23 protein-coding genes, 2 pseudogenes, 1 riboswitch and 1 other annotated feature are annotated in these 24,989 nt (G+C 43.9%); of the genes and pseudogenes, 18 read left to right on the top strand and 7 right to left on the bottom strand.

All coding sequences use genetic code 11. The features are described from left to right. The first annotated feature begins 30 nt into the window (after positions 1–30). Together AC3D28_RS05735 and serS are read left to right on the top strand one after the other, a co-directional pair. Positions 31–1,320, top strand: coding sequence for a replication-associated recombination protein A (locus AC3D28_RS05735; protein ID WP_488536060.1), 1,290 nt, complete (start codon positions 31–33; stop codon positions 1,318–1,320). A gap of 90 nt (positions 1,321–1,410) precedes the next feature. Next, positions 1,411–2,718, top strand: a complete 1,308-nt coding sequence (gene serS / locus AC3D28_RS05730; RefSeq protein WP_098415319.1) for a serine--tRNA ligase — start codon at positions 1,411–1,413, stop codon at positions 2,716–2,718. A gap of 50 nt (positions 2,719–2,768) precedes the next feature. On the opposite strand, the gene bioA is transcribed toward serS, so the two are convergent. Next, the gene (gene bioA, locus AC3D28_RS05725; RefSeq protein WP_488535837.1) at positions 2,769–4,046 is read right to left on the bottom strand and encodes an adenosylmethionine--8-amino-7-oxononanoate transaminase; all 1,278 of its coding nucleotides are present in this window, start codon (positions 4,044–4,046) and stop codon (positions 2,769–2,771) included. A 129-nt stretch (positions 4,047–4,175) separates the two neighbouring features. Here bioA and bioB point away from each other — a divergent pair, with 129 nt between their 5' ends. From bioB to bioD, 4 genes are read left to right on the top strand one after another with little or no spacing between them, the layout of a single operon-like run. Then, entirely contained in the window at positions 4,176–5,228 is a 1,053-nt protein-coding gene (gene bioB / locus AC3D28_RS05720) for a biotin synthase BioB (RefSeq protein ID WP_488535836.1), read from the top strand. Further along, a complete protein-coding gene (bioF, locus tag AC3D28_RS05715; protein ID WP_488535835.1) occupies positions 5,215–6,366 on the top strand; it encodes an 8-amino-7-oxononanoate synthase in 1,152 nt (383 codons plus the stop codon). Before bioB ends, bioF begins: the two co-directional genes overlap by 14 nt. Continuing rightward, positions 6,366–7,172, top strand: coding sequence for a malonyl-ACP O-methyltransferase BioC (gene bioC, locus AC3D28_RS05710; protein WP_488535834.1), 807 nt, complete (start codon positions 6,366–6,368; stop codon positions 7,170–7,172). The genes bioF and bioC overlap by 1 nt, the downstream gene beginning before the upstream one ends. After that, positions 7,169–7,852: a dethiobiotin synthase gene (gene bioD / locus AC3D28_RS05705; RefSeq protein WP_179885639.1), complete on the top strand. Its 684-nt coding sequence runs from the start codon at positions 7,169–7,171 to the stop codon at positions 7,850–7,852. Before bioC ends, bioD begins: the two co-directional genes overlap by 4 nt. Positions 7,853–7,943: 91 nt before the next feature. On the opposite strand, the gene AC3D28_RS05700 is transcribed toward bioD, so the two are convergent. Then, positions 7,944–8,111 carry a hypothetical protein gene (locus tag AC3D28_RS05700; protein ID WP_098415324.1) on the bottom strand — a complete coding sequence of 56 codons (168 nt, stop codon included), beginning with the start codon at positions 8,109–8,111 and terminating at the stop codon, positions 7,944–7,946. Between the two features lie 321 nt (positions 8,112–8,432). Here AC3D28_RS05700 and htpX point away from each other — a divergent pair, with 321 nt between their 5' ends. From htpX to AC3D28_RS05655, 9 genes and pseudogenes are all read left to right on the top strand, one after another. Next, on the top strand, positions 8,433–9,302 hold the full coding sequence (htpX, locus tag AC3D28_RS05695) for a protease HtpX (protein WP_098415325.1): 870 nt from the start codon (positions 8,433–8,435) through the stop codon (positions 9,300–9,302). Positions 9,303–9,497: 195 nt separating this feature from the next. Then, positions 9,498–9,917, top strand: coding sequence for a nuclear transport factor 2 family protein (locus AC3D28_RS05690; protein WP_098415326.1), 420 nt, complete (start codon positions 9,498–9,500; stop codon positions 9,915–9,917). Continuing rightward, positions 9,914–10,639 (top strand): SDR family oxidoreductase, encoded by a 726-nt coding sequence (locus AC3D28_RS05685; protein ID WP_488535833.1) that lies wholly within the window; start codon positions 9,914–9,916, stop codon positions 10,637–10,639. The genes AC3D28_RS05690 and AC3D28_RS05685 overlap by 4 nt, the downstream gene beginning before the upstream one ends. Before the next feature lie 12 nt (positions 10,640–10,651). Then, on the top strand, positions 10,652–11,962 hold the full coding sequence (locus tag AC3D28_RS05680; RefSeq protein WP_488535832.1) for an NAD(P)/FAD-dependent oxidoreductase: 1,311 nt from the start codon (positions 10,652–10,654) through the stop codon (positions 11,960–11,962). Then, positions 11,963–12,782: pseudogene (locus tag AC3D28_RS05675) on the top strand (DUF1365 domain-containing protein). Continuing rightward, the gene (locus AC3D28_RS05670) at positions 12,776–14,032 is read left to right on the top strand and encodes a class I SAM-dependent methyltransferase (protein ID WP_488535831.1); all 1,257 of its coding nucleotides are present in this window, start codon (positions 12,776–12,778) and stop codon (positions 14,030–14,032) included. Before AC3D28_RS05675 ends, AC3D28_RS05670 begins: the two are co-directional and overlap by 7 nt. A gap of 6 nt (positions 14,033–14,038) precedes the next feature. Beyond that, complete coding sequence (locus AC3D28_RS05665; RefSeq protein ID WP_488535830.1) at positions 14,039–14,551, top strand: DUF2878 domain-containing protein; 513 nt, start codon at positions 14,039–14,041, stop codon at positions 14,549–14,551. After that, positions 14,511–15,104: a chalcone isomerase family protein gene (locus AC3D28_RS05660; protein ID WP_488535829.1), complete on the top strand. Its 594-nt coding sequence runs from the start codon at positions 14,511–14,513 to the stop codon at positions 15,102–15,104. Before AC3D28_RS05665 ends, AC3D28_RS05660 begins: the two co-directional genes overlap by 41 nt. Next, a complete protein-coding gene (locus AC3D28_RS05655; protein ID WP_488535828.1) occupies positions 15,104–15,637 on the top strand; it encodes a DUF3833 domain-containing protein in 534 nt (177 codons plus the stop codon). Before AC3D28_RS05660 ends, AC3D28_RS05655 begins: the two co-directional genes overlap by 1 nt. Positions 15,638–15,811: 174 nt before the next feature. Here the strand turns inward: AC3D28_RS05655 and purB are convergent, their stop codons facing one another. The 3 genes from purB to mnmA form a co-directional block, all read right to left on the bottom strand. Further along, positions 15,812–17,182 carry an adenylosuccinate lyase gene (purB, locus tag AC3D28_RS05650; RefSeq protein WP_488535827.1) on the bottom strand — a complete coding sequence of 457 codons (1,371 nt, stop codon included), beginning with the start codon at positions 17,180–17,182 and terminating at the stop codon, positions 15,812–15,814. A gap of 148 nt (positions 17,183–17,330) precedes the next feature. Next, positions 17,331–17,948 carry a high frequency lysogenization protein HflD gene (hflD, locus tag AC3D28_RS05645; RefSeq protein WP_098415334.1) on the bottom strand — a complete coding sequence of 206 codons (618 nt, stop codon included), beginning with the start codon at positions 17,946–17,948 and terminating at the stop codon, positions 17,331–17,333. Between the two features lie 10 nt (positions 17,949–17,958). Then, a complete protein-coding gene (gene mnmA, locus AC3D28_RS05640; protein ID WP_098415335.1) occupies positions 17,959–19,101 on the bottom strand; it encodes a tRNA 2-thiouridine(34) synthase MnmA in 1,143 nt (380 codons plus the stop codon). 191 nt (positions 19,102–19,292) lie between these two features. Between mnmA and AC3D28_RS05635 the strand changes: the two genes are divergently transcribed. Further along, entirely contained in the window at positions 19,293–19,562 is a 270-nt protein-coding gene (locus tag AC3D28_RS05635) for a hypothetical protein (protein ID WP_488535826.1), read from the top strand. Between the two features lie 116 nt (positions 19,563–19,678). Beyond that, positions 19,679–20,983: an inosine/guanosine kinase gene (locus AC3D28_RS05630; RefSeq protein WP_098415337.1), complete on the top strand. Its 1,305-nt coding sequence runs from the start codon at positions 19,679–19,681 to the stop codon at positions 20,981–20,983. 123 nt (positions 20,984–21,106) lie between these two features. Here the strand turns inward: AC3D28_RS05630 and AC3D28_RS05625 are convergent, their stop codons facing one another. After that, complete coding sequence (locus tag AC3D28_RS05625) at positions 21,107–21,517, bottom strand: H-NS family histone-like protein (protein ID WP_098415338.1); 411 nt, start codon at positions 21,515–21,517, stop codon at positions 21,107–21,109. Positions 21,518–22,107: 590 nt separating this feature from the next. After that, positions 22,108–22,290: riboswitch (Lysine riboswitch) on the top strand. Positions 22,291–22,399: 109 nt separating this feature from the next. Between AC3D28_RS05625 and tet(35) the strand changes: the two genes are divergently transcribed. Further along, positions 22,400–24,001, top strand: coding sequence for a tetracycline efflux Na+/H+ antiporter family transporter Tet(35) (gene tet(35), locus AC3D28_RS05620; protein WP_098415339.1), 1,602 nt, complete (start codon positions 22,400–22,402; stop codon positions 23,999–24,001). A gap of 281 nt (positions 24,002–24,282) precedes the next feature. On the opposite strand, the pseudogene AC3D28_RS05615 reads toward tet(35), so the two are convergent. Then, positions 24,283–24,531: pseudogene (locus AC3D28_RS05615) on the bottom strand (helix-turn-helix domain-containing protein); the annotation flags it as partial. A 275-nt stretch (positions 24,532–24,806) separates the two neighbouring features. Beyond that, positions 24,807–24,943, top strand: a sequence feature (His leader region). Positions 24,944–24,989: the final 46 nt, after the last annotated feature.

Genomic DNA, 24,989 nt, shown 5'->3' with positions numbered 1-24,989 from the left:
GACGAAGATTTTCGTCCCCTTGCTGCACGTATGAGGCCGCAAACGATAGAGCAGTATATCGGTCAGTCACACATATTAGGCCCTGGTAAGCCTCTATATCGTGCGCTGGAAGCGGGCCACATTCACTCTATGATCTTGTGGGGACCACCGGGCACAGGTAAAACCACGCTGGCAGAAGTGGCGGCCAATTACGCTAACGCTGAAGTGGAGCGCGTGTCGGCTGTTACTTCCGGAGTAAAAGAGATACGGTCTGCGATTGAAAAAGCGCGTGAAAACAAAATGGCGGGCCGCCGTACCATCTTGTTTGTGGACGAGGTGCATCGCTTTAATAAATCTCAGCAAGATGCTTTCTTACCCCACATTGAAGATGGGACGGTGACCTTTATCGGTGCGACGACAGAGAACCCATCTTTCGAGCTGAACAACGCATTATTATCTCGCGCACGTGTATATAAGCTAACGTCACTGGATAAAAACGAAATCTCGTTAGCCTTGAAGCAAGCCATTCAGGACAAAGAACGTGGGTTAGGGGACACTCCTGCGCACTTTGTTGATAACGTCTTAGACCGCTTAGCGGAATTGGTCAATGGCGATGCGCGTATGTCGCTTAACTACCTTGAGCTGCTTTACGATATGGCAGAAGACAATGCGCAAGGCGAAAAAGAAATCACTCTGAAGCTACTTGCGGAAGTAGCAGGAGAGAAAGTCTCTCGTTTCGATAACAAAGGCGATATTTGGTACGATTTGATTTCTGCGGTACACAAATCCATTCGTGGTTCAAACCCTGATGCCGCCTTATATTGGGCTGCGCGTATGATTGCAGCTGGCTGTGATCCACTTTACATCGCACGTCGATTACTGGCGATAGCATCCGAAGATGTGGGCAATGCGGACCCTAGGGCGATGCAAGTCGCGTTGTCGGCGTGGGACTGCTTCACGCGTGTTGGACCGGCAGAAGGTGAGCGTGCGATTGCTCAGGCGATTGTTTACTTAGCATGTGCGCCGAAGAGTAATGCGGTGTATGTGGCGTGGAAGCAAGCGCTCACAGACGCTCATAATTTACCTGAATATGAAGTGCCTCATCACCTAAGAAATGCGCCAACCAGTTTGATGCAAGACATGGGTTATGGCGCCGAATACCGATATGCTCACGATGAGCCGGGAGCGTATGCCGCGGGCGATCAATATTTACCACCTGAAATGGTGGATCGTAAGTACTACCAGCCAACAAATCGCGGTCTAGAAACCAAAATAGGCGAAAAGTTAGATTACTTGGCTACTTTAGATGCAAATAGCCAACAAAAGCGCTATGAAAAGTAGGCGTTTTTGGATACATTTATTGGGTTATTTTTGTAACGTGCCTGTTCGGATAGGGTGCGTGATTTCACAACAAAAAGCATAGGATTAACAATGCTGGATTCTAAATTACTTCGTACAGAGCTGGATGAAACAGCTGCAAAACTAGCGCGTCGTGGCTTTAAGCTAGACGTAGAGACTATTCGTAAACTTGAAGAACAACGCAAGTCCATTCAAGTAGAAGTTGAAAATTTACAATCCACGCGTAACTCCATCTCCAAGCAAATCGGCCAAAAAATGGCGGCTGGTGACAAAGAAGGCGCAGAAGAGATCAAGAAAAAAATCGGTACACTAGGTAGCGATCTTGATGCTAAAAAGGTGGAACTTGAGCAAGTTATGGCTCAACTAGAGGAAATCACGCTTTCTGTACCTAACATCCCTGCGGATGAAGTGCCAGATGGTAAAGATGAAAATGACAACGTAGAAATTTCTCGTTGGGGTGAGCCTAAAACGTACAACTTCGAAGTAAAAGATCACGTTGATCTTGGCGAAATGGGTGATGGTCTAGACTTCGCAAGTGCAACTAAGATCACTGGTGCTCGTTTCATCGTAATGAAAGGTCAATTTGCTCGTCTACACCGTGCTATTGCTCAGTTTATGCTTGACCTTCACACTGAAGAGCACGGTTACACGGAAATGTATGTCCCTTATCTAGTCAACGCTGACAGCCTATTCGGTACTGGTCAGCTGCCTAAATTCGGTAAAGATCTTTTCCATACCGAACCTCTGGTCGAAAAAGTCAGCGATGAAGAGCCACGTAAATTGTCTCTAATTCCTACAGCCGAGGTGCCTGTCACAAACCTAGTGCGCGATACTATTTCGGAAGAAGCGGATCTACCACTTAAAATGACGGCGCACACACCATGTTTCCGTTCTGAAGCGGGATCTTATGGGCGTGATACTCGTGGTCTGATTCGTATGCACCAATTCGACAAAGTTGAACTAGTACAAATCACCAAGCCAGAAGACTCAATGAATGCGCTTGAAGAGTTAACTGGCCACGCTGAAAAAGTGCTCCAGCTTTTAGAGCTGCCTTATCGCAAAGTGGTTTTATGTACAGGTGATATGGGGTTCGGTGCACGTAAGACTTACGATCTAGAAGTATGGGTACCTGCTCAAGAAACTTACCGTGAAATTTCTTCGTGTTCTAACATGTGGGACTTCCAAGCTCGTCGTATGCAAGCGCGTTTCCGTCGTAAAGGCGAGAAGAAGCCGGAGCTTGTACACACGTTAAACGGTTCTGGTCTAGCCGTTGGCCGTACAATGGTTGCTATTTTAGAAAATAACCAAGAAGCGGACGGCCGTATTGCAATCCCAACAGCACTTCAGAAGTACATGAGCGGCGCAACGCACATCGGTTAATCCATTAACCTCAAAACAGTAAAACCCAGCCTGAGCGCTGGGTTTTTTTGTTATGCAAAGCAGTCTTCACGCTGTAAAGCGGCATCAATCGCGTTGACCAACTTCTCAATATCTTCTGGCTTGCTGATAAATGGCGGCATCATATAAATCAGTTTGCCAAACGGACGGATCCACACACCGTATTCGACAAATACTGTTTGGATGGCCTCCATATTCACCGGGCGAGCGGTTTCGACGACACCAATAGCACCCAGCCAGCGAGTCTTTTTCACCAAGTCGTATTGTTCTAATTGTGGCAGTAATTCAGAAAACAGCGTTTCAATTTGTTTCGTTTGCTGCTGCCATTCCCCTTGTTCAATTAACTCTAAACTTGCGGTGGCAACAGCGCAGGCGAGCGGATTACCCATAAACGTTGGGCCATGCATAAAACAACCTGCATCACCACCACAAACGGTGTCTGCGACGTGTTTACTTGCCAGAGTAGCAGAGAGGGTCATGTAGCCGCCTGTCAGAGCCTTCCCAACACAAAGAATGTCTGGCTGGATATCGGCATGTTCACAGGCAAACAACTTACCGGTACGACCAAATCCAGTGGCGATTTCATCCGCAATCAATAACAAACCGTATTTGTCGCAAAGCCGACGTACGCCTTTGAGAAATTCTGGATGATAGATACGCATGCCGCCTGCGCCTTGAACGATGGGTTCGAGGATCACCGCTGCGAGTTCTTGATGGTGCATTTCAATCTTGTGTTCAAAGTCAGCAAGATCTTCCGGCTTCCACTGGTCCCAATAACCACAAGTTGGTGACTCCGTAAAGATATGCTCAGGCAAAAAGCCTTTGTAGAGAGAGTGCATTGAATTATCAGGATCGGTAACTGACATCGCCGCAAAGGTATCGCCGTGATAGCCGTGTCGCAAAGTCAAAAACTTCGGTCGGCGCTCGCCTTTTGCATGCCAATATTGCAGCGCCATCTTCAAGCTCACTTCTACGGCAACCGAGCCAGAATCAGCAAGAAAGACATGTTCAAGATTACTTGGTGCAAGGGACAATAGCTTCTTACACAAACTGATGGCCGGCTGGTGGGTAATCCCGCCAAACATCACGTGAGAAACCTGATCGATTTGCTGGTGAGCGGCCTGATTTAAGTGCGGATGATTATAGCCGTGGATCGTCGACCACCAAGAAGACATGCCATCGACAAGTTCTGTTCCATCTTCCAGTTTAATGTGTACGCCATTTGCTGATGCCACTGGGTAGCAGGTCAGAGGTGTCAACGTCGAAGTGTAAGGATGCCAGATGTGCTGGCGGTCGAAGGCGAGATCCATGTGCTATTCCAACATTAGTTAAGGTTAAAAAATAAACAAATGTAAACTTTGTTACTTTGCGTTGTGTTGACAGTTTATCGAGACTCAGTAGACTGTCAACACAACAAAAAAGTGACTAAAGGAATACACGTGGAAGTTCGTCATAACTGGACGCATGCTGAAGTGCGCGATCTCATGGAAAAACCATTCATGGATCTCCTATTCGAAGCGCAGCTTGTTCATCGTCAATACCAACAAACCAACCATGTTCAAGTTAGCACGCTACTGTCGATTAAGACGGGGGCTTGTCCAGAAGATTGTAAGTACTGCCCTCAGAGTGCTCGTTACACCACAGACATCGAAAAAGAGCGTCTGATGGAAGTCGAGCGTGTACTCGATGCTGCACAAAAAGCGAAAAATGCTGGCTCGACGCGATTCTGTATGGGCGCCGCGTGGAAGAACCCGAAAGAACGCGACATGCCGCATTTGACCGATATGATTAAAGGCGTGAAGGGTATGGGCTTGGAAACGTGTATGACGCTAGGTATGTTGACGCCGGAGCAAGCGGATCAACTGGCTGGTGCTGGCTTAGATTACTACAACCACAACCTTGATACTTCCCCAGAATTTTACGGCAAAATCATTACCACGCGTACTTACCAAGACCGTTTAGATACGCTTTCTTACGTTCGTGATGCCGGCATGAAGATTTGTTCTGGTGGTATCATCGGCATGGGGGAAAGCGTCAATGATCGTGCAGGTCTGCTGGTTGAACTTGCTAATTTACCAACGCAACCAGAAAGTGTGCCAATCAACATGTTAGTGAAGGTAAAAGGCACCCCATTAGAAAAAGTAGACGATGTGGAGCCATTTGACTTCATTCGCCTAATTGCGATTGCGCGAATTATGATGCCTAACTCCGCGGTTCGTTTGTCGGCAGGTCGTGAAAACATGAATGAGCAGATGCAAACACTCTGCTTTATGGCTGGCGCAAACTCTGTGTTCTACGGTTGTAAGCTTTTAACGACTCCCAATCCTTCTGAAGACAAAGACATGATGCTGTTTAAGAAGTTAGGTATTAACAGTCATGAGGTGTCTCAAAAGCCGGATGACATCGCAGAAAACGAATTGTTAGATCGTGTAGTAGAGCGTGTTGCTTCACGTCCCACCGAAGGCGATGTTTTTTACGATGCCAGCGTTTAAATCTCGTATTGAGTCTGCCCTTATTGAGCGTAAAACACAGGGGTTAACTCGAACAATGAATATAGTGTTTGCTGGTAACCAATCTATTTTGGAACACGAAGGTAAACGCTACATTAACTTCTCTAGCAACGATTATTTAGGTTTGGCGAATGATCAATCACTTGTGCGTGCTTGGCAGCAAGGTTTGAGTGTTTACGGCAGTGGCAGCGGAGCCTCACCTATGGTGACTGGGTTTAGTGCGGCGCATGGCAATCTTGAAGCTGCGCTAACAGAGTGGTTGGGGTTTGAGAGGGCCGTTCTGTTTGGCTCTGGATTTAGTGCCAATCAAGCTTTGCTTTTTACATTATTAGAAAAAACTGATGTGTTACTTCAAGACCGATTTAATCACGCTTCTTTGATGGAGGCAGGAGCCTTATCGACAGCTAAGATGAAACGCTTCAAACACAACGATATTGAACACCTTAAGTCGCTGATTAATGATGAGAGTAATCACCTTGTAGTCGCTGAAGGGGTATTCAGCATGGATGGAGATCGTGCCCCTTTAAACGAGATATCTGCAGTGACAAAAAACCATAACGCTTGGCTTGCTGTTGATGATGCACACGGTATCGGTGTGCTTGGTGAAACTGGCGGCGGCTCTTGTGAGTTTGCCAACGTCAAACCAGAGATCTTGATTGTGACTTTCGGTAAAGCGTTTGGTATGTCTGGTGCTGCTATCTTATGTGACCAAGCTACGGGAGATTTTCTTATGCAATTCGCGAGACACCACGTGTATTCAACAGCGATGCCTCCTGCTCAAGCCTATGCACTTACTCATGCCGTTTCTATGATTCAGGAGCAAACTTGGCGACGTGACAAGTTGACTGAGTTGAGTGCTTATTATCAAGAATGTTTGCGAGATACAGAAGGTTTTGTTGAAACTGCAACGTCAATAAAGCCGTTTGTGATTGGTGAATCGGAATCTGCACTTAAGGTGGCGAAAGCCTGCTGTAAAAACGGAGTTTGGTTAACGGCTATTCGACCGCCAACGATTCCGAAAGGAACGGCACGATTACGTATTACGTTGACGGTCAACCACACGAAAACACAAGTCAGAACACTCTCAGCTGCACTGAAGCAAGCATTAGGATCGCTGTAATGGATAGGGCCAAAAATGTCGCTTTAGACACTTCTCTCTGCAATAAAGACGCGATTGCCTCATCGTTTGGGAAAGCCGCGAGCACTTATGATAAGCATGCTGCATTTCAGCGCGATGTTGGGTATCGTTTGATAGATAAATTACCAAGTGATTTAACGAACCAGCGCGTTTTAGACTTAGGTTGTGGGACCGGTTATTTCTCCAAAGTTTTTCAGCAGCGCGGTGCCAACGTGGTGTGTGTAGATATTTCACAAGCCATGTTGGATAAAGCACAGCAACGCTGCGGTGAGGAATGCATGAGCTATATCTTAGCCGATGCTGAAAACCTACCCTTTGATGATGGCAGCTTTGACTATATATTCTCAAGCTTGGCTTTACAGTGGTGTACAGATTTAAGTTATCCGCTACGAGAAGTACAGCGTGTATTGAGAAAGGGGGGGACAGCTGCCTTTTCTACACTGCTTGATAATTCGCTTTATGAGTTACGTGACTCGTGGGGAAAAATTGATGCATATCAACACGTCAATAACTTTATTACCTTCAATCAGGTAAAAATTGCGTTAGCGCAATCCCGTTGCCACAACCATCATCTAGACTCGACCACCATCACAGTTTGGTACGATTCGGCGTTTTCTGTTATGCGTGACCTTAAAGGTATAGGTGCAAATCACGTAAGCGGACGCTCACATGGGTTAACGAGTCGAAGCGCTTTACGACAAGTTGAGCGTGCTTACCAAGCATTCGGAAATGATCAAGGTCTTCTACCTGCAAGTTATCAGGTTTGTTTTGGAGTAATACATCTATGATTGATGCTTTTTTTATTGCTGGTACGGATACTGATGTAGGGAAAACGGTAGCGTCTAAAGCCATTTTGCAAGCGTTAGCGGCAAAAGGCCTTAATACCATTGGTTATAAGCCAGTGGCATCAGGAAGTGATAACACAACGGAAGGGTGGCGTAATTCAGATGCGTTGCATTTACAGGCAGCGGCAACTATTGATGTTGCATACGATGATGTCAATCCATATGCTTTGGAGTTACCTGCTTCTCCGCACATCGCAGCGAAACATGAACATGTAGACATCAAATATGATTTGCTAAGTGAGAAATTGATTCAGCATAAGCAGCAAGCGGATATCGTCTTAGTTGAAGGTGCTGGTGGTTGGCGTGTGCCTGTCTCGGATATCGATAGTTTGTCGACTTGGGTAAAGCAAGAGCAACTACCGGTGGTTCTTGTTGTAGGGATTAAGCTCGGTTGCTTGAACCATGCGTTGTTGACTGCGGAAATTATTAGAGCGGATGGTTTGAATCTTGTTGGTTGGGTTGCAAATCGTGTAAACCCGGGCACAGAACACTATGCCGATATTATTGGAACACTTGAAGCTCGTTTAGGCGCTCCTAAACTAGGTGAAATCCCCTATATTCCAAGCGCGAAACGTAAAGAGATAGGCAAGTACATTAACGTTGAGCCGTTGCTGAGCGTATAAATTATTACGTGAAGATAAAAAAGGGCTGCGCAATGCGCAGCCCTTTTCTTATGTTAACCTTTGCTTCCAACCGTTACGTTAGACGTTATGGTTATTTTTCTTGGCTAAGCCCCATTAATGCTTGCTGTGTTTCTGCAACACGTTGTGTCATTTGGGCATCGGTTGAAATACCAAGTTGCTGTTTTGCCTCGTCCTCTGAGATACCTAGGTGACAGCGGAGTAAATCAATAGCCATTTGATAGTCGTTAGTTTCTACCATGGTTTTTTCCCTCAATAACATGGATTTTAGAGTTACTCTGTCTTTAATAGAGTATGCTCTGTTTTGTTCATCTCATTTGAATCTAACACGTTCTTATGGGCGTACAATAAGACCAAAGTCTATACTTGGGTTAACATGCTGTTTCTACGCGACTTAAATGTACGTAATATTTCAGTCTCGAAAACAAATGTTGCAATTTATTGCTTAACCTTGTTTTTATCGCAGGTAGACTATATCTATAACGCATCAAGGCGTGAAACCAACCGGAATCGGCTTTTTAAACAAGCTTTTTATACCAATAAGCTTCCTCGGAGAAAAGTAATGAAGCGAATTATGTTATTCCTAGCAACGAACCTAGCCGTAGTGCTAGTTCTCAGTGTTGTTCTGAATATTGTTTATGCCACCACTGGAATGCAACCAGGTAGCCTGTCAGGGTTACTTATCATGGCGGCAGTATTTGGCTTTGGTGGTGCATTGATTTCGTTAATGATGTCTAAAGGTATGGCACTACGCGCTGTGGGTGGCATGGTTATCGAAACCCCTCGTAACGAAACCGAACATTGGCTTCTAGAAACCGTGAATCGCCAAGCTCAGCAGGCGGGTATTGGTATGCCAACCGTGGCAATTTATGACTCGCCAGATATCAACGCATTTGCGACAGGCGCAAAGCGTGATGATTCACTGGTTGCCGTGTCAACCGGGCTGCTACACAATATGACTCGTGATGAAGCTGAGGCAGTACTCGCGCATGAGGTAAGCCATATCTCTAATGGTGACATGGTCACGATGACATTGATGCAAGGTGTGGTGAACACGTTCGTTATTTTCTTGTCACGTTTCATTGCAAATATTGTGGCATCAAACGACGAAGAAGAGGGCCAAGGTACAAACATGATGGTTTACTTTGGTGTGTCGATGGTACTCGAACTCGTATTTGGTTTCTTGGCTAGCTTTATTACCATGTGGTACAGCCGCCACCGTGAATTTCACGCGGATGCAGGTGCCGCGCAACTAGTAGGTAAACAGAAGATGATCGCCGCCCTAGAACGTTTAAAAATGAGCCACGAGTCTCAGCTGGATGGCACGATGATGGCGTTTGGTATTAACGGTAAGCAATCTTTAACTGAACTACTGATGAGTCACCCTCCACTAGATAAACGTATTGCAGCATTGCGTAACCAGCAATACTAATTGGATAATTTATTGAAAAGGCTTGGTTTTAACCAAGCCTTTTTTTTATCTATTGATCGCTAACGAAGGTCATTCCGTATTAACCTGAGGAAACAAAAGTTATACAAAATTAATTTTGTACAACTTTTGTCAATTGGTCTATCTTGTACGTATAATAATTTTGTACAACATTTGCTGGCATGTAGGAGTAAAGGAATGGACATACAGTCTGTTGGCAACATCTATCAAAAGCTTAATAAAGCAAATTTGCATCTGCTTAAAGAGGTGTATCATCAAGATGTGGTATTTGAAGATGCCGCTCATCGTTTAGAAGGGTGGGACGCGCTTTCAGACTATTTCAACTCTTTATATGCCAATGTCATAAGTTGTGATTTTATTATCCACGAACATCAACAAGTTGGTGATACCGGTTTTCTTACTTGGACCATGGACCTTCAACATCCCAAACTCCAGAAAGGGGCTCCAATTTTTGTGAATGGTGTTTCTCATCTAAAGTTCAGCGAAGGTCAAGTGATTTACCACCGAGACTATTTTGATCTCGGCGAAATGTTGTATGAAAACTTGCCTTTACTTGGGTCCGTCGTGAAAACAATTAAGCAGAGGTTAGGGCAATGAGCAGTACGGTTTTAATTACTGGTGCTACGTCCGGCATTGGAAAACAGTTAGCTTTAGATTACGCAAAGTCTGGTTGGCGCGTGATTGCATGCGGGCGAAACGAGAAAGTCTTGGCAGAATTAACCTCAACCACTCCTCTTATTGAAACACTGCAATTTGATGTGACACAACACGAAGAAACAAAACATGTGCTGTCTTCTTTACCATTTATCCCCAGCACATGGATTTTCAATGCAGGTAATTGTGAATACATGGATGAGGGTGTGGTTGACGCGAAACTTATGGCGCGCGTTATGAATGTTAACGTTATTGGGGTGGCAAACTGCGTTGAGGCTTGTCAGCCGCATATGGAGCGAGGTCATCGCATTGTCATCGTGGGTTCGATTGCATCTGAGGTGGCACTACCGCGAGCAGAGGCTTATGGGGCATCAAAGGCGGCGGTCAGTTACTTTGCACGAACGTTGGCAGTGGATTTAAAGAAGAAGGGCATACAAGTCGTAACGGTGTTTCCCGGTTTTGTCGAGACGCCTCTGACTGACAAGAACACCTTCGAAATGCCAATGATCGTCTCCAAACAACACGCATCTGAAGCGATTAGAAAACAGTTGGCGGCGAATAAAAGTTATATTTATTTTCCAGCGAGGTTTACCGGTATTTTGCGTTTCATATCGTTGTTTCCATACAGCTGGCAAGCTCGCCTAACGGCTAAACTCGTATCATAAGAAGGAAGAGAAATGAGATCAGCAGGGAAAAAAAAGATTGCGATCATAGGAACGGGCATATCAGGCCTAACGTGTGGATATTACTTACACAATAATCACGATGTCACCGTATTTGAAGCCAACGATTATATTGGTGGGCACACGGCGACGGTGGACGTGAATGTCGACGGTAAAGACTACGCGATTGATACTGGCTTTATTGTTTACAATGACAGGACTTACCCAAACTTCATCAAAATGATGAACGAGATTGGCGTCGAAGGCTTGCCGACTCAAATGAGTTTTAGTGTCCGAAACGATGGTAATGGCTTGGAGTACAACGGGCACACCATCTCAACACTGTTTGCGCAGAAACGTAATTGGGCAAATCCTAAATTTTATCGTTTTATCTTTGAGATATTAAGATTCAATAAGTTAGCGAAAACCTTTGCCAACGAGCAATCCACTAATTCGCAAACGCTGGGCGAGTTTCTTGATGAGCATCACTTTAGTGCTTTCTTTTCTGATAACTATATCCTGCCAATGGGCGCGGCAATTTGGTCTTCAACGTTGGCTGATATGCGTGCGTTTCCACTAATGTTTTTCTTACGTTTCTTCTTAAATCATGGTCTGCTGGATGTAACTAACCGACCTCAGTGGTACGTGATCAAAGGTGGTTCTCGCGCCTACATATCGCCCCTTATACAAGGGTTTTCAGACAAAATCCGTCTAAATTGCCCCGTTGAAAGAGTTGTTAGAAGTGAGCGTGGCGTGGCGGTCAAAGTCAATGGAGTGACGGAATGGTTCGATGAAGTTATTTTTGCTTGTCACAGTGATCAAGCAATGAAAATGGTTGGAGACATTACACAAAACGAACAGCAGATCCTCGGAGATATGGCTTATCAAGCGAATGAGGTGGTGCTTCATACGGATATTAGTTTACTGCCAAAGCGTGAGACCGCTTGGGCTTCGTGGAATTATTTGTTAGAAGGCAGTGAAGGCGAGCAGCAAAAGCTGCCATCTCTCACTTATAATATGAATATCCTCCAACACGTTCAGTCGGAACACACTTTTTGCGTCACGTTAAATAGCTCTGAGAAAATTGACGCAAGTAAAGTTCTGCGAAAATTTGTTTATCACCATCCGGTTTTTACTACGGAATCCATTGCTGCTCAACAACGTAAAGATGAAATTCAAGGCGTTAAAAATACATGGTTCTGTGGCGCATATTGGTACAGCGGCTTTCACGAAGATGGCGTACGTAGTGCGTTGGATGTCGTGAAAGGTATAGAGCATAAATTCGATGAAGAAGACATGACTAAGATAGAAAAAGGCGCAGCATAAATGGGTAACCATATGAACAGCCAACTCTTTATCGGAAATGTAAGACATCGACGTTTCACCCCTGTACGTCACAATCTGGACTACAATTTGTTCATGCCGGCTATTGATGTCGATGAGTTAGAACAACTCGAGAAAAAAGTATGGGGTTTTGGTACGCGTTGGTGGCATTGGGCTCGGTTTAAACGTAGTGATTACCTTGGTGAAGGAAACTTGAAAAAGGCAGTACAGGATAAGTTGCAAACAATGACAGGTGTACAATGCACCGGCAAAGTGATTGCGGTCTGTCACTTGCGTTATTTGGGGCTCTATTTCAGTCCGGTTAACTTTTACTACGTCTACAATCAACAGGGTGAATGGCAATATCTACTTGCGGAAGTCAGTAATACGCCATGGAATGAACGTCATTATTACGCTCTTTCCGCAGATAAGAACGACGAGCACTTTGGCTGGGAACACGATAAAGCTTTTCATGTCTCGCCCTTTAATCCCATTGACCAGCTATACCGTTGGAAGATCAAGCCTTTGACAGACAAGCTCAATATCCATCTCGAATGCCATAAAGGTGATAAACACTTTGATGCCACGATGGTCATGAAAGCAACGGAGTTTTCCAGTAAAAATCTGTTCAAGTGTTTGATCGTTACGCCAATTCAAACGGTAAAAGTCATGGTGGGTATTTATTGGCACGCACTAAAATTGTGGATAAAAGGGGCACCGTTTTATTCTCATCCTAAATATTCAACATCTGACGAAATAGAAGCCGATACAGATAAAAAAGATAAAAGATAATAAAAAGAGCAAGGAGAATTCTGCATGTTAAATACCAGTTCGATAACATTGCCGCGCAAGCTTACCACGACTCAAAAAGCGGCTCGCGGAGTTATTTTTCAATGTCTGCAAAAAATAGAAATCGGCTGCTTAACTGTTATTGAGAGCTATAAAACGGAAGCGACAGAAAGAAGCGAACGATTTACCGCACCAGATGGCGAATATAATGGCCAACCAGTGGTCGCCAGTATAGAAGTTAAACACCCCGGTTTTTACTCGCGAATATTACAAGGTGGCAGTATTGCCGCAGGCGAAGCTTACATGGATGGCTGGTGGGATAGCCCAGATCTAACATCATTAATGAAGCTAATGGCTCTTAACATGCGAGCTTTGGATAAATTAGAAGAGCAAGGCAGTTGGCTGACGAAATTATTGTATAAGTTTAGTCACTGGACAAACCGTAATTCTCAAGAGAATTCACGGAAGAACATTCATGCACACTACGACTTAGGTAACGATTTATACCAGTCGTTTTTAGACAGTAATATGCTGTACTCGTCAGCTCTCTACCTCCAAGACAACGATTCGTTAGAACAAGCGCAAATGAATAAGATGGAGCGTTTGTGTCAGCAGCTAAACCTGCAACCTTCAGATGAAGTTATTGAAATTGGTACTGGCTGGGGAGCCATGGCGATTTACATGGCCGAGCAATATGGCTGTCATGTCACCACGACAACCATTTCAGAAGAGCAGCATGCTTATGCCGAGCAACAGATAAAGGAGCGTGGATTATCGAATAAGGTGACGTTGCTAAAGAAAGACTATCGCGATCTCAATGGGGTTTATGACAAACTGGTTTCCATTGAAATGATCGAAGCTGTCGGTAAACAATTTCTGCCTTCCTATATCAAAAAGTGTCAATCATTACTCAAACCTGGCGGATTAATGGCTATTCAAGCTATCACCATTGCTGACCAGCGTTACGAGTACTACAGCAATAATGTTGACTTTATTCAGAAATACATCTTTCCTGGAGGTTTTTTGCCTTCAGTGACTTCGCTGGCTCAAGCGACCACCAAGTATAGTGACCTGGTGGTACGTGATCTGTTTGATATCGGTCTGGATTATGCGAAGACGCTGAACGATTGGCATTACAGCTTTAACCAAGCTGAAGAGCACGTACGTTCACTTGGCTATGATGACCGTTTCGTTCGCATGTGGCGTTATTACTTAAGTTATTGTGAAGGTGGTTTTTTAGCGAGAAGCATCAGCGCGATACATATGACGTTTCAAAGACCGTAATTCATCATGAGAGTGTTTATCGCGTCGATATGGTTCCAACTCTGCTGGTTTTCAGCGGTGATCGGAACCTATCATTTGCAATGGGTCACCCTCGCGCTGACTATTACTACAATTCTTTATTGCATGAAAACCGACATTGCTTCGTTAAGGGGCATTGCCGTTATCACCGTTTCCGGCCTCGTTCTCAATACACTCAACCAACAAATTTCTGTTTTTGTTTTTCCGACGCAATGGCTTCCTGTTTGGCTGATGTGCTTGTGGGTATTGTTCTCTTGGTATGCTTATCAACTCAGATCCGTTTTGTACCGTTTCCCGAAAACCTACGTATCAATAATAGGCGGTATAGGAGGAGTCGTCAGTTACTACGCGGGCTTCAAGCTCCAAGCCGTTGAATTTGGATTTAGTGCTGGCGTCACTTTAATTATTTTGTTTGCAGAATGGGTTGCGATGATGCTGTTAATATTAAAGGTCTACGGAAATGAAAAGCTTGAAGAGAGTCTTAACACGAAACCTGATTAGTGCCCTTACTTCTGCCGTGTTGCTTTGCTCATTTACTCTGCAAGCGCAAAGTATTGGCAAAGTGAATAACGGTGTGAATTTAGACGGTTGGACAGGGTGGGAAACGGTCGGGGAGGCGCAATTGACGTGGTTTATTTTCGATATTTACCAGTCGCGTTTGAAAGCCCCTGGTGGAAAATTCGTCTCAAGCCATGATGTTTCTCCACACCCGCTTGCTTTGGAAATCAATTATCAAAGAAATGTCAGTAAGCAAAGGCTACTAGATGTGACAGACGAACAATGGGTTAAGTTAGGTTTTTCTGACTATTATCGTGAAAAGTGGATTGCTGAGCTTAACACCATGTTCCCCAGTATTGAGAAGGGAGATCAATTAACTTATTTGACTGATGGTAAAACGGGCCAACTGCTTTTTAGACCATCAGATTCCTTGCGAGTAGAAATGGTCGGCGATATTCAAGATGAACGTATGAACGACGCATTTTTGTCGATTTGGTTATCACCAAATACCGAATTTCCCAAGCTTCGAAAACAACTAATAGGGCAGGTTAGATAGTGCTTAAACGAATTTTGAAGTCAACCGCTTTGATTACTGCTGCTTTCCTTTCGGCATGCTCTGCGGACATTGATAATTACCAATCCTCGACACCGACCTTTGACTTATTCGGTTATTTCGAGGGCGATATAAAAGCTTGGGGCATGGTTCAAGATTACAGCGAACAACAGACACGTCGGTTTGAAGTGGATATTGTTGGTACGGTAAAAGGGAACAAATTAACGCTTGTAGAAGATTTCGTTTTTGATGATGGAGAACTCGATCAACGAATCTGGGTGATCACCAAACTGGATGACGGCAGTTACGAAGGAAAAGCGGATGATATTGTTGGCATTGCAACGGGTAAAGAGCAGGGAAATGCGTTGCAGTGGCAGTATGACTTTGAATTACAAATGGATGATTCTTCGGTGAACGTCTTTTTTGATGACTGGCTCTATCGTCAAGATGAAAAACACGTATTTAATCTCACCAAAATTAAAAAGTTTGGCCTTGAGGTCGGTACGATAACCTTGTTTTTTCAAAAGCAGCCTTAACAGGGATTGGTGTACTTAAGCACGTATTAGGTTTAGGGGAGACTGTCCGCGAGCCTGATTAAATGTGTTAATGCAGCGCGATTTTAAACTTGTATTTTTCAATCCTCTTAGAGACAAAAAAAGGTTGACGCTTTGACGTCAACCTTTTTCAATGTCTAGTCCATCACGGAAAAGTTACAGCTTGTCAGTTAGCTCGATAGCTTGACCGATGTAGTTAGCTGGCGTCATTTCTTTCAAACGTGCTTTCTCGTGTTCAGGAAGCTCAAGACCGTCGATGAAGTTACGCATTGCTTCACCATCTACACGCTTACCACGAGTTAGCTCTTTTAGCTTCTCATACGGTTTCTCGATGCCGTAACGACGCATGACTGTTTGCACTGGCTCTGCAAGTACTTCCCAGTTTCTGTCTAGTTCAGCAAGCAGTGCTTCACGGTTTACTTCTAGTTTACTGATGCCTTTTAGCGTAGACGTGTAGGCGATCACTGCGTAGCCAACACCAACACCGAGGTTACGTAGAACTGTAGAGTCAGTTAGGTCACGCTGCCAACGAGAGATAGGCAGTTTTTGTGCTAAATGGCCCAATACGGCGTTTGCCAGACCGAGGTTACCCTCAGAGTTTTCAAAATCGATCGGGTTAACTTTATGTGGCATTGTTGAAGAGCCGATCTCACCTGCAATCGTTTTTTGCTTGAAGTGACCCAGTGCAATGTAACCCCAAATATCGCGGTCGAAATCGATCAGGATAGTGTTAAAGCGTGCGATTGCATCGAAGAGTTCAGCAATGTAATCGTGTGGCTCGATCTGAGTGGTGTATGGGTTCCATGTGACGCCCAGAGACTCGGTAATGAACTCTTCGCTGAATTTGTGCCAATCTAGCTCAGGGTAAGCAGATAAGTGTGCGTTGTAGTTACCTACTGCGCCGTTGATTTTCGCGAGGATCTCAACGTTTTCGATTTGTTTGTATTGACGCTCCATACGATATGCAACGTTCGCCATTTCTTTACCCATCGTTGATGGAGAAGCTGGTTGGCCGTGGGTACGAGAGAGAAGAGGGATATCGCGGTGCTCAACAGCAAGTGCTTTGATTGCGTCAATGAGGTTGCGAAGTTCTGGAAGAATAACCATCTCACGTGCTTCTTTAAGCATTAAAGCGTGCGATGTGTTGTTGATGTCTTCAGAAGTACATGCAAAGTGGAAGAACTCATTGACAGCGTGCAGTTCAGGAACGTCTGCCACTTTCTCTTTTAAGAAGTATTCAACCGCTTTAACGTCGTGGTTAGTTGTACGCTCGATTTCTTTGATACGGCGTGCATCTTCTTCAGAGAAGCTTGCAGCAAGGTCGTCTAGGAATTGATTCGCTTCTGCGCTGAATGCTGGCACCTCGGCAATTTCAGCCGTCGCTGCTAGCTTCTGTAACCAGCGAATCTCAACGATGGTACGGTATTTTAGTAGACCGTATTCACTGAAAATTTCGCGTAACGCAATGGTTTTGCTTCCGTAGCGACCGTCTACTGGTGAAACAGCAGTCAATGCTGACAGTTCCATGATGTTCTCCTGAATTGAGTTTCTAAATTTCGTGAGCGTTATACCAATAACGGTGGCAATTGTCACGAATATCGCGCAAACGTTTGCGCGGAGTTTGTTTTAGTCGAAAAAAAGTAGCTCGCGATAAACGCGAGCTAGCAGGTGCATTTTATATTCGGGCTAACAGGATCTGAGCCTGTTCGATCATTTTCTTGCGGCCAAAGATCAGGTGACGACGTTTGCCACCGACTTGACGCCAAAGCACCGCGCTACGAATTCCCGATAGTAGTAGCGCCCGAACTTTATGCTGGCTAGAGGTTTGTTGCAATACCGATGGTGTGCCGGTGACTTGAATTCGTGGACCAATAGGGCTAACGACATCCAAATAAATACTTGCGAGATTGCTAAGCATTTGATCGTCTAGCAATTCAAAATGTTCCGTTTGACGTTTGGCCATCTGAATACGATCAGCAAGTTGTGACATCGCATCGTTACGAGCAGTTAACTTACGTTCTAGAGCCATTAAGCTAATGAGATAGCGAGTAATTTCACTGCCAGATGGGGTGCTATCAATGCCTTTAACTAGGCACTCTAGACCAAGTTTTAGATCGGCTTCGCAACCGAATACGCCAACGGTGTTAGCTGGATTTGTGTTCAAAATGGCGTTAATGGATGTTTCAAAAGCATCTTGATCACAATGTCCGTTTCGCGCCACTTGTTGAACCAAAGCAACGGCTTGGCAAATACCAGCGAAAGCGATAGTACGGTCATAAAGTGTATTCGCCACGTAACAACTCCTAAGCTTGAGAATATTTAATGCGTTGTTCGATAATGCCGCCACCTAGGCACACGTCATCTTTATAGAATACGGCAGATTGACCAGGAGTCACTGCAATTTGTGGTTCATCAAAGATCACTTTAATGTTTTCATCATCGACAGGAATGATTGTACAAGGAATATCGTGTTGGCGGTAACGAGTTTTTACTGTGCACTTCATAACATCACGAATTGGTTCACGTTCTACCCAATGAAGTTGTGATGCAAGTAGCCCTTCTGATTTCAGGATTGGATGGTCTTTGCCTTGCACGGCAATCAAAACGTTGCGCTTGAGGTCTTTTTCACCAACGAACCATGGTTCTTCATTGCCACCACCGCCTTTACGACCACCAATGTGTAAGCCTTTACGCTGGCCCAGAGTGTGGTACATCAGACCTTGGTGTTGGCCGATCACTTCGCCTTCTGGCGTTTCGATGTTACCAGGTTGAGCTGGTAGGTAACGGCTCAGGAAGTCGGTAAATTTACGCTCACCGATGAAACAGATACCAGTAGAGTCTTTTTTCTTCGCTGTTACTAAGCCTTGCTCTTCCGCAATGCGGCGCACTTCTGGCTTCTCTAAATCACCAACCGGGAATAGGCTACGGCCTACTTGCTCGTGGCTGAGTGTATATAAGAAGTAGCTCTGGTCTTTGTTGCTATCTAGACCGCGTAACATTTGTGGTTTCTTCTGTTCTTCACCAGGTAATGAATTTTCTGGGAAAGAACGACGCACGTAGTGACCCATTGCGATGTAGTCTGCTTCCAGCACTTCATCGGCAAACTCAAGGAACGCTTTAAACTTAATTTCTTTATTACAAAGAATGTCTGGATTGGGCGTACGACCTGCTTTGTATTCCGCTAGGAAGTACTCAAATACGTTATCCCAGTACTCTGCGGCAAAGTTGATGGTGTGTAGATGGATGCCTAGCTTGTCACATACTGCCTGAGCATCGGCTAAGTCTTCTGCTGCTGTGCAATATTCTTCGTTGTCATCTTCTTCCCAGTTCTTCATGAACAGGCCTTCAACTTGGTAGCCTTGTTGTTTTAGAAGGTACGCAGAAACAGATGAATCAACGCCGCCGGACATACCGACGATGACTTTCTTTTGGCTGTTATCAGACATTACTAAACACCACTTAAATAAACGGGACGCAGATTCTATCAGAATCCACAGACCGGTGACAGTTCCGAGATTGAAATCACACTTCGTTTTTTGTTGTATTTGCTACAACAAAAACATCGAATGGGCTATTTCATAGATATAGAGAAGGTATATATGGCATAGTTGGCAAAAATCCAAGAGGTAGTGAACAAATGACAGCCGAAAATCAATTCATGCAAGAAGCAGAACTCATTGAAATTGTGGAAAACCAGTTAGAGGATGGACATCCAATCCAAGCCAAAGAAACGTTAATGCGCTTAATGATGACCGGAACGCCACGAGAAGATGCCGTGGCTATGCTGGCGTGCGCAATGTCGATTGAAGTATTTGATGTCATGAAAAATGAAGGAGAGTTCAATCTGAAGCGCTACAGTGAACACCTAGATCAGCTACCAGATCTGAGCTTTATGGAGGGGGAATAAGTCTTCGGGAAGAAAAAATGGCTAGCAATCGTTTGCTATAATGGCTTTTATTGCCGCTTTATTATTCGCGGTATAGAATCCGTTCTCTTTATTATCCCCTTACTCAGACTGACAATATGAAATTTCCTGGACAACGCAAATCGAAGCACTATTTTCCTGTTCATGCTCGTGACCCACTAGTGAGCCAAGCACAAGAAAGCAAGATGATGACGCGCACTCACATCATTGGTATTGACCAAACTTTGGTAGATATTGAAGCAAAAGTTACAACGGATGTGATTGAAAAGTACGGTTTGAGTAAAGGCCATTCACTGGTTATTGATGACGCCAAAGCGGAAGAATTATATCAGCAGTTAAAAGAAGAGAGCTTAATTACCAATGAGTATGCAGGCGGTACTATTGGTAATACGTTACACAACTACTCTGTTTTAGCCGATGACCGCTCAACGCTGCTTGGTGTTATGAGTCAGGATATCAAAATCGGCAGTTATGGTTATCGTTACCTATGTAACACATCGAGCCGGATGGATTTGAATTACCTACAAGGCGTAGATGGTGCGATTGGCCGTTGTTTCGCGCTTATTACCGAAGATGGTGAACGTACTTTTGCAATTAGTGAAGGTCAGATGAACCAACTTCATCCCGATAGTATTCCAGAAAAAATCTTCAAAAATGCTTCTGCGTTGGTACTAACTTCGTACTTAGTACGTTGTAAAGAGGGTGACCCAATGCCTGAAGCAACGATGAAGGCAATTGAATACGCGAAAAAGAATGATGTACCAGTGGTTCTTACGCTAGGAACAAAGTTTGTTATTCAAGATGATCCCAAATATTGGCAAGAGTTTATTCGAGACAACGTTTCTGTTGTCGCCATGAATGAAGATGAAGCAGAAGCCCTGACAGGTGAGTCTGATCCTCTTGCTGCATCGGATAAGGCGTTAGAATGGACTGATTTGGTGCTGTGTACAGCAGGTCCTGTTGGTTTGTTTATGGCTGGTTATACAGAAGACAGTGCGAAGCGAGAAACATCTTTACCATTGCTTCCAGGTTCAATCGCGGAGTTTAACCGTTATGAATTTAGCCGCCCAGCTAAGCGACACGCATGTGAGAATCCGATTAAGGTTTACTCACATATTTCTCCATATATGGGGGGACCTGAAAAGATAAAGAATACTAATGGTGCGGGTGACGCGGCATTATCAGCTGTCCTTCATGATATGGCCGCAAACAAATATCATAAAGAAAATGTGCCTAATTCAAGCAAGCACAGTAACGAGTATTTAACCTACTCTTCTTTTTCACAAGTTTGCAAATATGCAAACCGTGCTAGTTATGAAGTTCTCGTTCAGCACTCTCCACGTCTGTCACGCGGTCTTCCAGAGCGAGAAGACAGCTTAGAAGAAGCATACTGGGAACGTTAATACATAATCGATTAATTAACTGTTCGATAACTAATGTTAAAATGGCGCACTTGAGAGTGCGCCATTTTAGTTTGTTCAATACAAATAAAAAAGGCTCCAACGAGAGCCTTTTAATAATCTGAATTAGATTAGGAAATCATCTAATGATTTACCCGCATCCAGTTGCTCTTGGATTGCGGAAGGTGTACGACCTTGGCCAGTCCAAGTTTTTTCTTGGCCGTTTGCGTTTATGTATTTGTATTTTGCTGGGCGAGGCGCGCGCTTCTTAGATTTTGTCTTCGTTTTAGCTTCGCCCGATAAAGCACTGATTAGTGCTTCAACGTCGATGCCATCTTGAGCGATTTTTTCTGCTATCTCTGCTAGTTTCGCTTCTTGCTCTGCTTTTTCTGCACGTTCTGCTTCTTCTGTTTCTCTGCGCTCTTCTACAACAGTAGTTAGTTTATCTAGAGCTTCTTCCAATTGTTCTAGAGTCAGCTCACGAGAAAATGCACGAAGGCTACGGATATTTAGAAGTGTTTTAGTCAGCTCTGACATAACGATTCCTGTTAATAGGTTAATGTGTTGGGCACTTTTATTGTTACGATTAAATAATGCCAGTCTACAAATAAACAAAGAGTCCTTATATTTAACTTTATCTTCTCCTTATGTGCAAATACTAAATCATGATTTTGTTTAAATTTAGCTGTTTTTTACCTTTATTAATAATACTTAACTCGAAAGAAATCTTAAGAGGTGGGAATTAAAGTTATTATCCATTATTGCTGATAATGATTAATGCATCGCTTTGTATAAATTTGTATAAAAAGGTGAGAATTAGTACTTAGAAATAGACTGTGTCTCACTATCTCTAGCGAGCATATATTCTGAATTTATTGAATCCGGATAAACCATGATATTCCTAAGGTAATGATGATGTTTCATAAATATCGTAGTTGCTGTGATTTCAGTTGCACAAAGGAAAATTAAAGTAGGCATGATTTATAAATTAGAGGTGTGACTATTTATTGGTTTAATTTAGTTTGATGTGTTGCATTGCCTCATATCATAAGTACAATGGCTGCCACCTGATGCAATATTGCAGATAATTTGTTGTTGATTTGTAAAATGAACGGTTAATTGTTTGCTGTTGCCGTAGAGGTGCAGTCTCGAAGAGTAGCTATTATTGGGGTGATGCCAATGAATAATAGTGGAAGGCGAAGATTGCCGAAGTAAGTAGCCTATCAACGTTACTTATTGGGGTTGTATCTGAAAGGAACAACACTGCCATAGTATATATTCACATTAAACTATGGAGCGCTACTGTAGGGTTGGGTGAAGTGTTCGCTTCCCTGTCGCTAAGTTCAACATGAGCACGTATCGTATGCTGCGTGACTTGTCTGCAGTAGATCTCTAGCCAAACTTTGGTTTTTGAAGATCATGAATTTAATAGATTTTTCCAATTCTCCTGTTTCATTATTGCCACCTATTGTCGCTTTGACTCTGGCGATTTTGACTCGACGTGTATTAATTTCTCTCGGCGTTGGTATCGTACTGGGGTCGGTTCTACTAAACAGCTGGTCTATCGGTGACACCGCTAGCTATGTCAGTTCTCAAGTGTCCTCTGTCTTTGTTGAAGATGGTGGTATTAATACTTGGAATATGAGTATTGTTGGTTTCCTCGTTTTGCTTGGTATGACCACGGCCTTGTTGACGCTGTCTGGTGGTACTCGTGCGTTTGCCGAGTGGGCACAGTCTCGAGTGAAAAGTAAGCGCGGCTCTAAACTTCTCGCAGCCTGCTTAGGCGTATTCATTTTTGTCGACGACTACTTTAACAGTCTTGCTGTTGGTGCGATTTCTCGCCCGGTGACCGATCGTTTCTATGTGTCTCGCGCCAAACTTGCGTATATTCTTGACTCAACAGCAGCACCAATGTGTGTGATCATGCCAGCGTCTAGCTGGGGCGCATATATCATCACTATCATTGGCGGCATTTTGGTCTCTCATGGGATTACCGAGTATTCAGCGTTAGGTGCCTATGTTCGTTTGATCCCAATGAACTTCTACGCAGTCTTTGCGCTACTGATGGTGTTTGCGGTTGCTTGGTTTGGCCTAGATGTCGGTAAGATGCGTGATCACGAAATTTCGGCGTCTCAAGGTCGTGGCTTTGATAAAGACAAAGAGAATGATTCGCAAGAAGCGCATGAACTCAATGAAGAGCTTGATATCCGCGAAAGTGAAAAAGGCACAGTTTCTGACCTTGTACTTCCTATTGTCACGCTAATTATTGCCACGATCGCTTCGATGCTATACACCGGTGGTCAGGCTTTGGCCGCTGATGGTAAAGAATTTGCTTTGTTGGGCGCATTTGAAAACACCGATGTAGGTATGTCTTTAATCTACGGTAGTTTGCTAGGTTTAGCCGTCGCCTTGTTTACTGTGATTAAACAAGGCCTACCAATGACTGAGATTACTCGCACGCTTTGGATTGGTGCTAAGTCAATGTTCGGGGCAATTCTCATACTCGTATTTGCTTGGACCATTGGTTCTGTTATCGGCGACATGAAGACAGGGTCTTACTTATCGACCTTGGCGCAAGGTAATATTAACCCGCAGTGGTTACCTGTGATTTTATTCTTATTGTCAGGTTTAATGGCTTTCTCAACGGGCACTTCATGGGGGACGTTTGGCATCATGTTACCAATTGCCGGTGATATGGCGGGGGCGACTGATCTCGCGTTGATGCTGCCAATGTTGAGTGCCGTATTAGCCGGCGCGGTATTTGGTGACCATTGCTCACCAATTTCAGATACTACGATTCTATCGTCTACTGGTGCTCGCTGTAATCACATTGATCACGTATCAACACAGTTACCTTATGCATTATCGGTGGCACTAGTCTCGTGTGTTGGCTTTATTACTTTGGGCATAACGGCATCTATCGCACTCTCGCTTATTGCTGCGTCAGTGATTTTCATTATGGTATGCCTCGCCCTGTCTTGGTTGTCGAAGTCTAAGATGGCATCGTGTCAAAACGTATAACGCGTTTCAGTTTACTGACAGAAAGAGGAAGCTCCGCTAAATTAGCGGAGCTTTTTTTTAACGCGATTTAGGTGAGGGGGTAATCGCGTTTTTGGGGATAACCTAATCATCTCGGACTTACTGTTAGTTATTAGCAAGGAACGAGCAAGGAATATGCCTGATATAAGCTTTTGATTTATAGTGTTCTAAAGTTAGGGTATTCAGGCTGAAAATTTAAGTGAATGATACATAGCGAGTTGTCTGTTACACAGTGTTACGTTACACCTGTATAGTGATAGTGACTAGACGTTTAAGTTGTACTTTTTAATGAGACGGTAGAGCGTTGTTCTCGATATCCCAAGATGACGCGCAGCAGCACTCATATTGTGTTTGTTTTCCTCAATTGCCTACAATAGGTAATCGAGGTCGATTTGGTCTACTGAAGGGAGCAGCTGTCTCTCATTATTATCTAGGCTCAAGTCGGCGACGAGTAGGGTATTGTCGTCACACATAATAATGGCTCGTTGAATCACGTTTCGTCGCTCTTGAATACATACGCTATTACCGATTAATGAGTATAGTGCAGCATCACTGAAATCTGCTGTTTGCTGAGTGCTACCTTTACGCAGTTTCATGGGTAATCACTATTTTTTGCACCTTATCGCAATTAAATTAAAAATAAGTTATTAAAAATTAATGGTTTAAAAAAAAGTGCTGGAAAATTTAAAATTCGCTATTGAAAAAAATAGAATCCTTAGTTAGTGTGGAGCTAATCCAGAAATACGACAGAGCCTTAAATAAGTATGCGCAATTTTGTAATGAACATTCATCACCATCATCACCCAATCTAGTCTTTCGGGAGATGCGCGCATACCCGGGAGGCAGGAAACTCCCGGAGGTTAAATCAGAGCAATTTCAGATTAAAACCCTCGGGAGAGAACAATCTCCCGAGGGTTTTTTCGTTTTAGCTTTAAAAATATTTAGATATCAAATCTTGCACAGGGACAAA

This window comes from Vibrio sp. TAP-3B, assembly GCF_057784735.1.
Note: the sequence above shows the minus strand (reverse complement) of the source record. Positions and strands in the feature narration are given on the sequence as shown.